The sequence below is a fragment of the Xenorhabdus eapokensis genome (genome assembly GCF_001908105.1).
Genome location: NZ_MKGQ01000003.1, coordinates 76,748 through 90,816, shown reverse-complemented (window position 1 = coordinate 90,816; position 14,069 = coordinate 76,748). Strand labels below are relative to the sequence as shown.

Below are 14,069 nucleotides of genomic sequence, written 5' to 3'. Positions count from 1 at the left end.
CTTAGTTATTTATTTCAGCAAAGCGTAAAGTGACAGGCATGCCTTGTTTCAGCCCTTCATCGGGATCAAGGACAATAATGCGCAGGCGATACACTAAGTCTGTTCTTAAATCCGGTGTTTCGACATTTTTTGGGGTAAATTCGGCCGTTGGAGAAACAAAACCGATTTTGCCATGATAGGGTTGGTTTTTCCGCCCATCGGTATAAATCAGAACTTCCCGTCCGGCGATAGCCTGATTGAGATGAGGTTCATCAATATAGGCTCTGATCCAAACGGGATTGGTGAGTGACAGGGTAAAAACCGTGTTGCCAGCCGCCAGCATAGTGCCGGGTTCAATGGCTCTGGTCAGGATCATCCCTGCCGATGGAGAAGTGAGTTGAGTATCTTTTAGATCGAGTTCCGCCTGTGCTACCGTTGCTTCTGCCTGAATAAGTTGGGCTTTTGCTGCCGCGATTTCTTCTATGCGATAACCCGTCTCGAACTGCCGCAATTTATCTTTTGCCGCCTGGTAAGCAGCCAGTGCCTGATTGCGTCCGGTTCTGGCATTTTCCAGCTCATTGGCGGAAATGGTTTTGCTTTGCCATAAGCCCTGCTGGCGTTTCAGGAAACTATCGGCAAAATGGAAGGCTGACTCTTTTTGCTTTACTTCAGCACGTACTTGAGCGATTTCTTCGCTGCGATAACCCGCCTCAGCTTTGGCAAGATTGGCCTTGGCGACATCACGCGCCGCTTTGGCCTGATTCAAGGCATTAATAAAGGGAGCATCATCAAGGCGACCAAGCATCTGGTTCACCGTTATGGCATCACCTTCATCCACTTGTAGTTCAGCCAGTTTACCGGCAACCCGAAAACTGAGGTTGACCGTCCTGATATCGACATTGCCATACAGGGTTAGCTCCCTGCTATTTTGTTCCTGATAATAGTAGATACCGACAATCGCACCGATAACAACAATGAGCGCCAATAGGGCAAGAGCAAACTTTTTACTGTTCATACCATCCCTTATGCCTTGTTCAATTTATACCTTCTATCTTTCAAGTGGTGGCTTCGTTGGTTATGCCATTGCTTAAGAGCTATTGGGTATGCATTTTTGATTTCTCTCTTAACCCATCAAGCAATAAATTGATGTGCTGAGATAAAACCTGATTGATTAATTCGTATTCTTTGGCACCAATATTGTCCCATCCGGTTTGGCGCAATAAGGCTTCACGAGCCAGACGGAAAGAAAGGATCTCACCCAATAAAGCATGAGTGTGGATTTGGGTGGAAATTTGGCGTTCATCAGCGCCGATATAATTGGCGATGAGTTTATTCATTCGGGAATAAATGGGAGCCAGTCCCTGTTCATGCATGACACTGTAAGCCGCTGTCGGCGTCAATTGTTCATGGGACATGATCCGGCTGATATTGATACTGCTTTTCTCAAAAATCAGGCGGTTATAGCTCACCATTCCCTGATGAATAAATGCCAATATTGGATCTTTTGGATAGGGTTTTGGTGTCTTGGCAAAAAAATGATCAATGGCTTCAATGAGGGGGGAAAACTCCGCTTTTAGCTTATCGGCAATATGTTGCACAACTGTGAGGTATAATCCTTCTTTGGAACCGAAATAATATGCGATAGCTGCAATATTTTGCTGTGCAAGTTGGGCAATGTTACGGGTAGTCGCACCATCCAGACCAGATTTGCCAAAAATTTCTATCGCTGCTTCCAGAAGTTGTTGTTTGGCTTGTTCGCCGCGTAATGTCTGGGCCTTCTTTGCTGACATGTCAAAATATTTCCTGTGACAAAGCGTTTTCGGGAGTGTCGAAAAATATATCAATCGTATGATTAACTTTAAAACTAAAGCAAGTAGATGTAAAGTTGCTACAAATTGTCTTTTTAATAGACGCCCATAAAAAATAATCGTCCAGTTTTGGCTCATTTCCCTTGGCTAAAGAGATTTAGTCAATTTTAGACGAATTTATTACTCTCTTTGACCTGCGTTGCAAGACATATCTGTTATACTCATGCCCTATTTATATACGGTGCATTGCAGTTTGTGTAGTTTCTTTGCGTTTTATCGCGTCTGTTTTCTTCCCATAAAACTGCCCCTGAATTGATATCAGGCATGGTGAAGTCTGGAGTATTTCTTATTTATGAATTTTGAGTCACTCGGCTTGAAGGCTGATATTTTGCGTGCCGTTGAAGAACAAGGCTACGTGGAACCTACCCCTATTCAGCAGCAGGCCATTCCTGTTGTGTTATCCGGCAAAGATCTATTAGCCAGTGCCCAGACAGGTACAGGAAAAACCGCAGGGTTTACTTTGCCTATCCTGCAACTCTTGAGCGAATCCCCGATTCAGGCAAAAGGCCGCCGTCCGGTCAGGGTGTTGATTTTAACCCCAACCAGAGAACTGGCGGCTCAGGTGGGGGAAAATGTACGTAGTTACAGCAAATACCTCAGATTACGTTCGTTTGTGGTATTCGGCGGTGTCAGTATCAATCCACAGATGATGAAACTGCGCGGTGGTGTGGATATTCTGGTAGCAACGCCGGGGCGCTTGCTGGATTTAGAGCACCAAAATGCGGTAGATCTTTCTCGCGTAGAGATCCTGGTTTTAGATGAAGCTGACCGCATGTTAGACATGGGCTTTATTCACGATATTCGTCGTGTGTTGAGCAAGCTGCCAGCAAAACGCCAAAACTTGCTCTTTTCTGCAACATTCTCTGATGAAATTAAAAACCTCGCCAGTAAATTACTGAAAGAGCCAGTCAGCGTAGAAGTGGCACGGCGTAACTCAGCCTCTGAGCAAATTGAACAAGCAATCCATTTTGTGGACAAAAAGCGCAAGGGTGAATTGCTCTCTTACATGATCGGTAGCCAGAACTGGCAACAGGTGCTGGTATTTACGCGTACCAAACATGGTGCAAACCGGTTGGCGGAGCAATTGAATAAAGATGGTGTAACTGCTGCGGCGATCCACGGTAACAAAAGTCAGGGAGCAAGAACCCGTGCGCTGTCTGATTTTAAGACAGGGAAAATCCGCGCGTTGGTAGCAACGGATATCGCTGCCCGTGGACTGGATATTGACCAATTACCCTATGTCGTCAACTATGAGCTGCCAAATGTTGCCGAAGATTATGTGCATCGCATTGGCCGTACAGGGCGTGCAGAAGCTACAGGGCAAGCAATATCGCTGGTGTGTGTCGATGAACATAAGCTCCTGAAAGATATTGAGCGCCTGTTGAAGCGGGAAATTCCACGCATTGCTATTTCGGGTTATGAACCTGATCCTTCTATCAAAGCTGAGCCTATCCAAAACGGCCGCAATAGCCGTGATAATAACTCTCGTGGTAATAACTCTCGTGGTAATAATCCACGAAGTGATAATCAACATAGTAATAACCCGCGCGGTAATAACCCACATAGAAATGGTAAACCAAGCCATGCCAAACAAAATCGGGTAAATAAAGGTCGGGCAAGCAAAACTCCACGTGCTTCGGTGGCGGGAGAGTAATTCATGCGCGTTTTGCTGGCTCCTATGGAAGGGGTTTTGGATTCTCTGGTTAGGGAACTGTTGAGTGAAATCAATGACTATGACCTGTGTATCACTGAATTCCTGCGTGTAGTTGACAGCTTACTGCCGGTAAAGTCCTTTTACCGGTTGTGCCCTGAACTGCATCATCAGAGCCGTACACCAGCGGGAACGCCTGTCAGGCTCCAGCTCCTTGGGCAATATCCAGAATGGTTGGCAGAAAATGCTGTCAGGGCGGTTGAATTGGGATCATGGGGTGTCGATTTAAACTGTGGTTGTCCGTCCAAGGCAGTCAATGGCAGTGGTGGAGGCGCCAGTTTATTAAAAGATCCCGAACTCATTTATCAGGGAGCTAAAGCCATGCGTGAAGCCGTGCCTGCCCATTTGCCGGTAACGGTAAAAGTACGTCTGGGATGGGATTCTGCTGCACGCCAATTTGAGATTGCGGATGCCGTCCAGCAAGCGGGTGCAACCGAGCTGGTTGTGCATGGGCGAACCAAAGAAGATGGTTATAAAGCAGAGCGTATCAACTGGAAGGCGATAGGGGAAATTCGGCGTCGCCTCGCTATTCCTGTCATTGCCAACGGTGAAATTTGGGATTGGCAGAGTGCCCAGGAGTGTATCAAAACGACAGGGTGTGCTGCCGTAATGATAGGACGTGGCGCCCTGCATGTGCCAAACTTGAGTCGTGTCATTAAATATAATGAACCAAAGATGCCGTGGCGTGGTGTACTCAAGCTGTTGCAAAAATATACTTATCTGGAAAAACAGGGGGATACGGGGCTTTATCACGTTGCCCGCATCAAGCAATGGCTAGGATATTTGCGCAAAGAGTATCATGAAGCGGATGAATTATTTATGCAAATCAGAGTATTAAAAACATCTGCTGAGATCGCTAACGTTATTTCTTCTGCTGTAGATAAATGTTTACTGCGGCATTTTACCCAAGAGTCTCAAATCTTCTGTTAGCCGGATTTATCCCTCCAGTGATATAGTGACATCGCATATTATATATAGCGTTATATAGTGTCTCTATATTTGGTTGTGTATTCAATCCGTTAATTCTGTTGCGAAGTGTAAGATTTTCACGCTTTCAACGACTTGTTCTTTAATCCCTGCCTGGCATGCGCTCAAGTTGAAAGGTTCGTTGGCAAAATCGACATTTTACTTCAGTCATCGCCATTTAATTTCTCCGAAAAAAGGGGAATTTTAGACCAACATCTACGGATTGAATACGTGACCCAATTTTTTAATAATAATCTTATTCCATTTATTAGGGGATTAATAGGAAAAGGTATAATTAATATATAATGATTTATTAATACATTCATTAGATTTTATATACCCACAGGCCGAATACTAATTGGCCTGTGGGTTCATTTATTGTTACTTTTACAATTTTCAATCCTTTTCATCAATGTGTTAAATTAAGGCGTAGAAGAGAAATCGAATTTGTAAATCAGTAAACTCATCGCTATTTATTCGTTCTAATCAGCTATTTTTCTAATGGAAGTGAATCATCGGCTCCCCATTCAGCCCAGGAGCCATCATATAATCCTGCTTCTTTATGACCAATCATATCAAGTCCCAAAACTAAAATAGCGGCTGTCATGCCAGAGCCACAACTGGCTATGATGGGTTGGTCTAAATCAATACCTTGCTTGCGAAATATTGTCGTAATTTCTTCTACTGGCTTATAACGCCCATTATCAATCAGGGCTGTCCACGGAACATTTTTAGCTCCGGGAAGGTGTCCCATTCTCAAACCTGGGCGGGGTTCTGGCACTTTTGCCTGAAAACGATCTTCTGCTCTGGCATCCACAAATTGTACTGCTATCTCATTACGGAGAGCATCGAGGATTTGCGCCTGAGAACAGACTTTTTCAGGGATAAACTGCACATTGAAAATTTCAGATGAGCGGGTCACTTTTCCTGATTCGGTTGGATAACCAGCTTGTTGCCAGCTTTGTAAGCCTCCTTCGAGGATACGGATATGACGAGCACCAAAGATGTTGAATGTCCACCATGCCCGTGGAGCAGAAAACATATTGCCTTGATCGTAAATGACCACCAGATGATTTTCACTGATACCCATTTTACCGACAACCTGACGGAAAGTTTCCGGCTCTGGCAGCATGTGTGGCAGATTGGTTTGTAGATTGGCAACCTTATCAAGATCAAAAAATTGTGCACCCGGAATGTGTTTTTCTAACCAGAGTTGATGATAATCAACGGTTTGGGTGGGCATTGGAGCACTGGCATCAACCACAACGATATTCTCATCATGGCGATGTTCGTTTAACCATTGTGGACTGACAAAATATTCATTTTTCATGAGCTTCCTCATCGGGTGTTACGATACAAACCAACGTATTTATTGTTGCCCTGTTGGCGCATTTTCCTGCTGAGTCTGTTGTGGTGCTTCTATTGGTGTAGTTGAGCGGGTATATATATTCATCCCTGCCAGAAAGATCCCACCAATTGAGCCGATGGAAAATAATATAATGATAATAAGCAGGATTTTTTTCATCTCTGTGTCCAATAAGGTTTTAATAAAAAGAGGATAACAATCATCAAAATCCAAAAGATAGAAAGCCAAAAGTATATCGGCTTCTAGAGGCAAGACAAGCGATAAACTATTTTTGCAAAAGCTGGAAACTGTTTCCCAGTAATGGCCTTATAAGGCTGATCTGAGATTCACTCTATGAGAGAATAGCTCCTCATTTTTAAGCAGAAAAATTCATGGCACTTTCCAGTTCAATAAAAAATCAGATTAGTCAGTGGCATAAAGCATTGTCTATCCATATTGATGGTTTCATTCCACGCGCGCCGCAACGCCAAATGATCGCTGAGGTTGCGATGACATTAGCGGATGAAGAAGGGCGGCATTTGGTGATAGAAGCATCAACAGGAGTAGGAAAAACGTTGTCATATCTGATCCCTGGGATTGCCATCAGTCGGGCAGAACAGAAACCATTGGTGGTCAGTACAGCCAATGTTGCTTTACAAGATCAAATCTACAGCAAGGATTTACCGCTGCTGCGTAAGATTATTCCTGACCTGAAATACACGGGCGCTTTTGGTCGGGCACGTTATGTCTGTCCGCGCAACTTGGAAGCCATTTGCGCCGCAGAAGGAGAGCAGATTGACTTGATGTTTCTGGTTGAAGACCAGACTGAAATTGCCAATAGTGAAGAGCGGGAACTATGTCGTCGATTGCGCAGTGATTATACGACATTTGTTTGGGATGGCTTACGTGATCACCATAAACTGGCACTGACAGATTCTCTGTGGACAAAAATCAGTACGGATAAAATGAACTGTCTGGCGCGCAATTGTCAGTTTTACTCCCGTTGTCCATTTTTTCTTGCCCGTAGGGAAATTGAAGATGCGGATGTTGTCGTCGCCAATCACTCTTTGGTTATGGCTGCGTTGGAAAGTGAATCTGTTTTGCCGGAAGCAAAAAATCTACTGTTGGTTCTGGATGAAGGGCACCATATTCCTGAAGTAGCAAGGGATGCCCTGGAAGTTGAAGGGGAAATAACTTTATTCCAGCTTAATGGGCAGTTAGATGCATTTATCCGTCATGTAGAACAGTACCTGGTTCAATTTCGGCCGACCAAACCGCCTGCTTTGGCAAATATCCCTCGATTGCAGACTCATTGTGCAACAATCCGTGAACACTTTACGGAATTGGCGGAGATAACACAGGCATTATTGCCTGAGCGTGGTGAAGCGGAAGAATATTTATCCAATCGCATTGCATCAATGTTCCATCTTGATAACTTGGTTTTGATGTATCTTATAATCATTGATCATTAACCCTTGCAAGAAACTCTCATCATGAGAGCTTAAAATAAAAATTTTTTTGTCGGCAAAGGATTTGATCATCTTCCTAAAAAAAGTGATTGATTTTAAATCAAGACCATTAGTGGGTTCATCAAAAATATAAACATCAACATCAGACATTAATGCTGATGTCAGTAAAAATTTCTTTTTAGTGCCTAAAGACATATTGCCGAATTCTGTATTTAAGTAATGAGAGATATCAAAACCTGTTAAATAATCTACCAAATGAGCGTTATGATTTATCTTTTTATAACGTTTGGTTAAATTAATGATATCAAGGCCAGTAAGAAAATGGTAAAAATTAACTTGGTCAGATAGATAAAAACCTTGCTTTTGCAAGTTGAATAAATGATTTTTATGATCTTTGACAAAATTGATTTTACCTTTATTCATCTTTTTAATGCCAGAAAGGCAAGAAAGAAAGGTTGTCTTGCCAGAACCATTGATGCCAGTGATACGATTTATACCAATATTAAATTGACAATTAACATTTGAGAATATCTTTCTACTACCAACCATCGTCTCCAGTTCAATGATATCAAGCATAAATATATCCTCCTAAACAAGAAAATAAAACTATGGAACATAATGTGAGTAATTTTGTATAGTGTGTCTTTGATAGGTTCATTAGTGCAGTGAAAACAGATATTACATAATAATAAAGAAATAAAACTATATACAATGAATTTGTCACAAAGAGGATGAATACACAACATGAGATAGTAAAAACAGAAAGGCATATACAATAATGAAGAAACCGAAGTTTTTTTGTTGATAGAAAATTAATTAGTTGACAAAGGTGATTTTTATTGGTGTGAATTAAATTATAGAATAATATCATTGAGATATAGAGCATGAATCCAAAATAACCTATTGTAATATAATTGATTTTTTTAGGTGCTTGTTGACAAGCTATATAAGCGGTGAAATATAAAACAACTATTGATGTGATCATATTCACAACAAACGTTTTGTTAGTTGAGAGGAAATAAGATAAATCTATAATATAAGGAGATAAAAGTTTATTAGATAAAACAACACCATTTCTTTGATAATTTTTTTTATCTTTTTTCTCATGAATAAATAGCTGAAAAGAAATGGTTAAAATAATAAAGGTATAAATTAAATTATGTAGTGGACTATATCTAAAAATAGATAGGAAAATAAACAAAAATGATAATATTATGGTGTGAGAGAATTTTAATTCTGACAAGGAAAATCCAATTACGGCAAAAGATATGATCAAGAATAATACAGAAGTGACTTGTGATAATGGATTGACACTATCAGATAATAATCCTATAAAAAAGAAAATAGAAATAGGTATAGCACTATAAGCCATAAAAATAATTCGGCATATAAAGAAAGTTCTTTTGTCTATTAATGATGAAATAAGACTATTTGAGTGTTTTAATGGAAATAACGGTTTTTGTACTGAATAAAAGATAACATATGCCAGCAGGAATATTGATATCAAGTAAAGGGAGGTTATCATGTTATTTGTAGTTATTACATATTGTGATAAATGTATCAATCCGATAAAAATCCCTCCCGCTTTTGCTGGAATAAATAAAAAACATAAAAATAAAATAAGATTTTTATTCCCTGATGCAAATTGTTTTATTTTACCTTTGTATTCTAATATATCTGCAATAAGTAAATTCATTTTTCCTCCTAAAACCAGATTCTATATAGTGTTCTTTTCGAGTTTTTTGGGAAAAATGTTCTGGAATGTAAATAGAGATAATTGCTAAATATAATACATTGATTTTCTTTTAGTTTAAAGAAGATTTGATTTTCTTTTTGATGTATTAGATAATTTATATCTTTAAGCATTTCATAGATTTCTTGAGTGCATTTGAATTCATTAATTAATGGTGAAAATGATATCCCTATGTTTTCTTTTATTTTTAAAAAAATGTTCTTTGTAAACTCATTATTTTTTTTAATGCAAGTGATACAGTCATTATGGAATAATAAATCCACCTTGTCACCATATTTCTCTATAAGTAATTTGTAAATTAATTTAGAATTAACTAATATATTGTCTCCCCCAAATTCAGAGTTTTCTTTACAATAAAGAGCAAGGATATTGGGTTGAATTTTTTCATGACCCTCATCAGTATGTACTGGTTGGGAATAATGAGATTCAAAAAACCACTGTGGATTTTCAATGGCAGTTATTATTTCATATTTATTGTTATACTTATTTTTATTGTTAATGGTTTTTCCTAAAACACTCTCAAGTAGAATAATTATTTCATCTATTTTTTCTTCTGTATCAAATTCGGTAAGATATATAGTGCCGTTAAAATAGATATTGTTAAATATTTCTTTCTTATTTTCTAGAGTGATTTTTTCTTTTTCTATCTTTTTTGTAAAATTTATTCCACTGCTTTTCCTTATATTATATTCTTTTGAGTTTATTGTTTTTTTAATTTCTTCAAATAAGTTTAATTTATTGTATATCATTTTATCCTCTCTTTTAATTTATTATTTTTTTTGATTTTTCAAAAATGTACTTTGAACGTGTTGAGAAAAAATAAATATTTTTTTCTATTGCAATTGAAAATTTTTTACATAAATTTATTATTCTATCGGTTGAACCATGATAATTTGAAAATGAATTTTCATTAAAGAAATTTTTTCTGAACATAAGTATTTCTATGCCAACAATATAACTATGAAATAACGTATATAAAGGGAATTTGTTATCATGAAAAACAGATTTTACTCCTTCTACTTCTATTGTTATAAATTTAGTATCATTTTCCATATGGAAGTGTACTATATCATCAATGAATAGAATCATATGTATTAGCTGATGAAAGATTAGCTCTAAAAAATCTTGATAATTGAAATTATCCTTAAAATCAATAAATGTAAGACCAATGGTGTCTTGTGTAGTTCCATTTGTATATGAAAAAAGTTTGTTTATTACTATTATTTTTATAATTCTATTTATTAATTTGTATATTTGTTCGTTTTTAGATAAAATATTTAACCATTTATAAAATGTGTTGTCTTTTATCATTTTATCAATTTTTTTTGAATTATTAGAGAATTTGTTTTTTAGTGAAATAAGATAGTCATAGCAAAATGGAAATCCTCCTTCATAAGATGTTATTAATGGTGTGTTTTTATCTGGTATATCAGAAAAAACAGAATTTTCTTTTAAAAACTCATCATAATTATAAAATGAGAGATCATAAGAATTTATTGCTTTACTTATAGAGTCTGTAATAGAATTATACCCAAGAATATAGTACATTTTTATACCTCCTTAAAAGGATTTTAGAATCAGGCTATAGATTATGTTGTTTATTTTTTTATTACCAAGAGAAAATCTAATACTATTATTAGTTATTTCTGAATAATTATGAGGAAAAATACTTACTTTTATTCTATGCTTAATTAATTCATGATTAAATTTTGCTATATTGTTTTTGTCTCCTCTAAAAAACACAAAATTAGCTTGGCTGTTTGAAACGAAAACATTTTCTACATTAGATAATTTATTTATTATTTCATCCCTATATTTTTTTATGTTTTTTATGTGCTCTTTATTTATTTTGTTTTTATCTATTATCTCTAGTGCTAACTTAAGTTTTATATCACTTAAAGAATATTGTAGTGAAAATTTATTGATGTATGAAACCATATCTCGGTTCGAAATTAAATATCCAAAGCGAAGTCCAGCAAAACCTATTTTAGAAAAACTTCTAAGGATAATGACATTGTCAAAATTTGTTATAAGTTCCAATGAGGTTGAGTTGTTTTTTGAATAATTAATGTAAGCCTCATCTATAATGATGGGGCATTTGCAATGACTTGCTATTATTTTTAAATCTTCAGTTTTAAATAATACACCTGTTGGGTTATTAGGATTGTCGATAATGATTATTGGATTTGGATTTTTTTTAGCTGCATCAATGAATTTTAATACATCAATATTGAGATTAATATCTAAAGGTATTTTATAAACATTTGTTCTACATATTTTAGATAACCGTGTGAACATAAAAAATGAAGGAGATGGAATTATTATCGTTGTTTTATCGGTAGAAAATGATAGTAAAATAGTTTGGATTATTTCTAAAAGGCCATTACCAAGGAGTATATTGTTATCATAATCAATCTCATGATGTTCACATAATTTATTTTTTATAATATTACAATCAATATTTGGGTATCTATTTATATCACTAAGTTTTATTTTTTCATTTTCTTTTTCAAGATGTAAATTTGTTTGATATGGTAATTCCATTAGGCTTAAATCATACTTTTCATTAGTTGCTTTAAATTCTGGTATTTCATCGTATGTTTCACGGCGGTAAAAAAAACTTTCTTTTAACATAATCAAAGTTCCATATAAAAAGACAATAAATTAAAGGATTTTTAGTGCTAAACTATTTTTCCAGTTTGAGTAGTCACCAATATCATTTCGCTCTATAATTGGAGGAAATGATTTCCTTTTAAATTTAAAATACTCATCTCTAAGATCGCCTTCCAATGAATTATTATATGTAAAAAAAATACATCTTCTTTCCCTTTCTGAAAAATTGATTTTTGACATATGTAATAGAAACGAACTAAATATGAATATATCTCCAGATCTGGCTTGAACAGGGAGCCAGTTATATTTTTTATATGTATTTTCCAATGCTTTTCCTTTATGGTGAGGTATTGTCTTTTTTTTAAATGGGATTTTTGAAATATACAAACAGCCATTACTTATTCTCATATCATCAATAGGTACCATTATGTTAAACATTTCGTTTTTGATAAATTTAGTAAATGCAAGATGATCTTGATGTGGTTTAAATCCTCCTCCTCCTTTTAATTTAAAATTTATTTTATCTTTAAATAATATGTATTTCTTTTCTAATATCTCTGATAGTAGAATTGATAATTTATTTTCTATGAAGTTTATAGCATTGTTTTCTTTGTGATCAATGAAATTTTCAATCCTATTCAAAATTGTCTTTCCATCAATTATGCTAGATTCATAGTATTTCATGATTTTCCCAGGCTCATCTTTCTTATCATAAAGAAATTGAACATAGATATTGAGTGATTTTTTCTCTTTATCGCTAAGGAAATTTTTTATCAGAATATATCCTTTTCTATATAAATCCTTCTTATATTGATTGTTCATATTTTATATAACTCCTCTTTTTTTATTATGTTACATATTTTTTTGTCTAATTTTTCTCTATTATTATATATAGAATAGATGTCTTTATATTTTATCGAAGTACACACCCAGTCATCTTTCCTATCAATGGAAATAATTGATATTTTTTTCTTTTTTGCAATAACAGCTACCCATATGTCAGCCATATTTTTTATTGGAAATGATGACATTGAGAAAGAATAAAGAGATGAATGGTAAGCTAGGGTACCAGTTCCTGGAATATTAACAATAATATCATGATCTAGTGATTTATTAAAATGTATTCCTTTTTTATTTTTGTAATATGAAAAAATTGAATTTTTATCAATGATATTACCATGAACACATATAAAAGCGTTTCTTTCATATTTTTCTATTTTTCCTATGAGTTTTTTCATATAGTCTGGAGGGTATATTAAATCATCATCTAATGTGAATAAATATCCTGTCTTATTCATTAATGGATAAAATTTAGATGCATCTCCAAAATCGCCAAATTGATAGCTCATATATATATTTATTTTATCTCTTTTTAAGAATTCAGGAATTTCTTTATAGCCGTTTAAATATACATTTAATTCATCAACTTGTGGGTATATTGAATGTACAGAAAAAAATAGGTTACACTCCCTTTCTGGTATGCTTGCCATCGATGCGATTTTTAAATCATAATGTTTTATTAACATGTTATTTATATTTTCCATATGTTCTTTTATAAATTTCACGTGCAATATTTATTTCATCAATAATAGTTGTGTAATCATCGATATTAGAATCTCTTTCAATGATTACACCGTAAGTATCTGTCTTTGAAAGAGCAAACTCATATAATTCCCACACCTCTTTCCATATATTATTTGCGTGAGTGTCTACAATCATATCGAATTTGTAAGCTCCACCTGCTAGGTGTATTTCAACTATATGATCTAGAGGTAATTTAAGTAAAAAATCCTTTGGATCAAAATTATGATTTATTGAATTAATGTATAAGTTATTAATATCTAATAGCATACCACAATCACTATCCCTGATTATATTGCTTATGAAATCTATCTCTGACATATCAGAGCCTGGCATTTCATAATAATATGTAATATTTTCAATAATGAAATTTTCGTTTACCTCTGATTTTATTTTTTTGATTTTATCTGTTATTTTGGAACTATTTTCAATAGAAAATTGAATGGGCATTAAATGACCAACTTCAATACGTTCATGTCGTGTGGCAGATAAATGATCACTATACCATTTAGGTTTTTTATCCATGATGATCTTTTTTAATTTTTCAAGATATTGATTATCTAAAATTTCATCGCTCCCTAATGACATATCGAGGCCATGAAAAACAATAGGAATTTCTTTGCAGCATTTTTCTAGATAATAATCTTCTTCATCTAAAAAAAATTTTTCTGAATGTATTTCTAATATATCAATACTTTCAAGGTTTTTTAGGATTTCGGTTGAAAATGATGCTTTATAATTAACACCGACACCAATTTTTTCATATTTACCCATGAATTATACC

At 35.2% G+C, this 14,069-nt stretch carries 14 protein-coding genes and 1 pseudogene; 3 read left to right on the top strand and 12 right to left on the bottom strand.

Features of this window, described 5'->3' with window-relative positions:
- Position 1: 1 nt before the first annotated feature.
- Entirely contained in the window at positions 2-994 is a 993-nt protein-coding gene (gene hlyD / locus Xedl_RS38300; RefSeq protein ID WP_074022432.1) for a secretion protein HlyD, read from the bottom strand.
- Positions 995-1,073: 79 nt separating this feature from the next.
- Positions 1,074-1,769 carry a transcriptional regulator gene (locus Xedl_RS38305; protein WP_074022433.1) on the bottom strand — a complete coding sequence of 232 codons (696 nt, stop codon included), beginning with the start codon at positions 1,767-1,769 and terminating at the stop codon, positions 1,074-1,076.
- A 370-nt stretch (positions 1,770-2,139) separates the two neighbouring features.
- On the opposite strand from Xedl_RS38305, the gene rhlE reads away from it, so the two are divergent.
- Entirely contained in the window at positions 2,140-3,501 is a 1,362-nt protein-coding gene (rhlE, locus tag Xedl_RS38310) for an ATP-dependent RNA helicase RhlE (protein ID WP_074022434.1), read from the top strand.
- A gap of 3 nt (positions 3,502-3,504) precedes the next feature.
- Positions 3,505-4,488 (top strand): tRNA dihydrouridine(16) synthase DusC, encoded by a 984-nt coding sequence (gene dusC / locus Xedl_RS38315; protein WP_074022435.1) that lies wholly within the window; start codon positions 3,505-3,507, stop codon positions 4,486-4,488.
- A 526-nt stretch (positions 4,489-5,014) separates the two neighbouring features.
- On the opposite strand, the gene sseA is transcribed toward dusC, so the two are convergent.
- Together sseA and Xedl_RS38325 are read right to left on the bottom strand one after the other, a co-directional pair.
- Positions 5,015-5,854: a 3-mercaptopyruvate sulfurtransferase gene (sseA, locus tag Xedl_RS38320; RefSeq protein WP_074022436.1), complete on the bottom strand. Its 840-nt coding sequence runs from the start codon at positions 5,852-5,854 to the stop codon at positions 5,015-5,017.
- A gap of 39 nt (positions 5,855-5,893) precedes the next feature.
- Positions 5,894-6,049, bottom strand: a complete 156-nt coding sequence (locus Xedl_RS38325) for a hypothetical protein (protein WP_167366712.1) — start codon at positions 6,047-6,049, stop codon at positions 5,894-5,896.
- Positions 6,050-6,261: 212 nt separating this feature from the next.
- Here Xedl_RS38325 and Xedl_RS38330 point away from each other — a divergent pair.
- A pseudogene (locus Xedl_RS38330) lies at positions 6,262-7,269 on the top strand (DEAD/DEAH box helicase); the annotation flags it as partial.
- Positions 7,270-7,284: 15 nt separating this feature from the next.
- On the opposite strand, the gene Xedl_RS38335 reads toward Xedl_RS38330, so the two are convergent.
- Genes Xedl_RS38335 through Xedl_RS38370 form a run of 8 tightly spaced genes read right to left on the bottom strand, consistent with a single transcriptional unit; the run spans position 7,285 to position 14,059 of the window.
- Positions 7,285-7,914: an AAA family ATPase gene (locus tag Xedl_RS38335; RefSeq protein WP_074022437.1), complete on the bottom strand. Its 630-nt coding sequence runs from the start codon at positions 7,912-7,914 to the stop codon at positions 7,285-7,287.
- Positions 7,907-9,034, bottom strand: a complete 1,128-nt coding sequence (locus tag Xedl_RS38340; RefSeq protein WP_074022438.1) for a hypothetical protein — start codon at positions 9,032-9,034, stop codon at positions 7,907-7,909. Before Xedl_RS38340 ends, Xedl_RS38335 begins: the two co-directional genes overlap by 8 nt.
- 8 nt (positions 9,035-9,042) lie before the next feature.
- A complete protein-coding gene (locus Xedl_RS38345) occupies positions 9,043-9,840 on the bottom strand; it encodes a TauD/TfdA family dioxygenase (RefSeq protein WP_074022439.1) in 798 nt (265 codons plus the stop codon).
- 13 nt (positions 9,841-9,853) lie between these two features.
- On the bottom strand, positions 9,854-10,639 hold the full coding sequence (locus Xedl_RS38350; protein WP_074022440.1) for a hypothetical protein: 786 nt from the start codon (positions 10,637-10,639) through the stop codon (positions 9,854-9,856).
- A 12-nt stretch (positions 10,640-10,651) separates the two neighbouring features.
- Positions 10,652-11,725 (bottom strand): pyridoxal phosphate-dependent aminotransferase, encoded by a 1,074-nt coding sequence (locus Xedl_RS38355; RefSeq protein ID WP_074022441.1) that lies wholly within the window; start codon positions 11,723-11,725, stop codon positions 10,652-10,654.
- 30 nt (positions 11,726-11,755) lie between these two features.
- On the bottom strand, positions 11,756-12,526 hold the full coding sequence (locus Xedl_RS38360) for a phytanoyl-CoA dioxygenase family protein (protein WP_074022442.1): 771 nt from the start codon (positions 12,524-12,526) through the stop codon (positions 11,756-11,758).
- Positions 12,523-13,248: a glycosyltransferase gene (locus Xedl_RS38365; protein WP_074022443.1), complete on the bottom strand. Its 726-nt coding sequence runs from the start codon at positions 13,246-13,248 to the stop codon at positions 12,523-12,525. Before Xedl_RS38365 ends, Xedl_RS38360 begins: the two co-directional genes overlap by 4 nt.
- Positions 13,232-14,059 carry an MbnB/TglH/ChrH family RiPP precursor modification enzyme gene (locus Xedl_RS38370; RefSeq protein WP_074022444.1) on the bottom strand — a complete coding sequence of 276 codons (828 nt, stop codon included), beginning with the start codon at positions 14,057-14,059 and terminating at the stop codon, positions 13,232-13,234. The genes Xedl_RS38365 and Xedl_RS38370 overlap by 17 nt, the downstream gene beginning before the upstream one ends.
- Positions 14,060-14,069 lie beyond the last annotated feature (10 nt).

Excerpts from the sequence above, each read along its gene's own strand:
- Xedl_RS38345 (WP_074022439.1), bottom strand. The coding sequence starts at position 9,840 with ATGATATACAATAAATTAAACTTATTTGAAGAAATTAAAAAAACAATA.
- Xedl_RS38325 (WP_167366712.1), bottom strand. The coding sequence starts at position 6,049 with ATGAAAAAAATCCTGCTTATTATCATTATATTATTTTCCATCGGCTCA.
- Xedl_RS38350 (WP_074022440.1), bottom strand. The coding sequence starts at position 10,639 with ATGTACTATATTCTTGGGTATAATTCTATTACAGACTCTATAAGTAAA.
- Xedl_RS38365 (WP_074022443.1), bottom strand. The coding sequence starts at position 13,248 with ATGGAAAATATAAATAACATGTTAATAAAACATTATGATTTAAAAATC.
- Xedl_RS38370 (WP_074022444.1), bottom strand. The coding sequence starts at position 14,059 with ATGGGTAAATATGAAAAAATTGGTGTCGGTGTTAATTATAAAGCATCA.
- Xedl_RS38340 (WP_074022438.1), bottom strand. The coding sequence starts at position 9,034 with ATGAATTTACTTATTGCAGATATATTAGAATACAAAGGTAAAATAAAA.
- Xedl_RS38335 (WP_074022437.1), bottom strand. The coding sequence starts at position 7,914 with ATGCTTGATATCATTGAACTGGAGACGATGGTTGGTAGTAGAAAGATA.
- dusC (WP_074022435.1), top strand. The coding sequence starts at position 3,505 with ATGCGCGTTTTGCTGGCTCCTATGGAAGGGGTTTTGGATTCTCTGGTT.
- sseA (WP_074022436.1), bottom strand. The coding sequence starts at position 5,854 with ATGAAAAATGAATATTTTGTCAGTCCACAATGGTTAAACGAACATCGC.
- rhlE (WP_074022434.1), top strand. The coding sequence starts at position 2,140 with ATGAATTTTGAGTCACTCGGCTTGAAGGCTGATATTTTGCGTGCCGTT.
- Xedl_RS38360 (WP_074022442.1), bottom strand. The coding sequence starts at position 12,526 with ATGAACAATCAATATAAGAAGGATTTATATAGAAAAGGATATATTCTG.
- Xedl_RS38305 (WP_074022433.1), bottom strand. The coding sequence starts at position 1,769 with ATGTCAGCAAAGAAGGCCCAGACATTACGCGGCGAACAAGCCAAACAA.
- hlyD (WP_074022432.1), bottom strand. The coding sequence starts at position 994 with ATGAACAGTAAAAAGTTTGCTCTTGCCCTATTGGCGCTCATTGTTGTT.
- Xedl_RS38355 (WP_074022441.1), bottom strand. The coding sequence starts at position 11,725 with ATGTTAAAAGAAAGTTTTTTTTACCGCCGTGAAACATACGATGAAATA.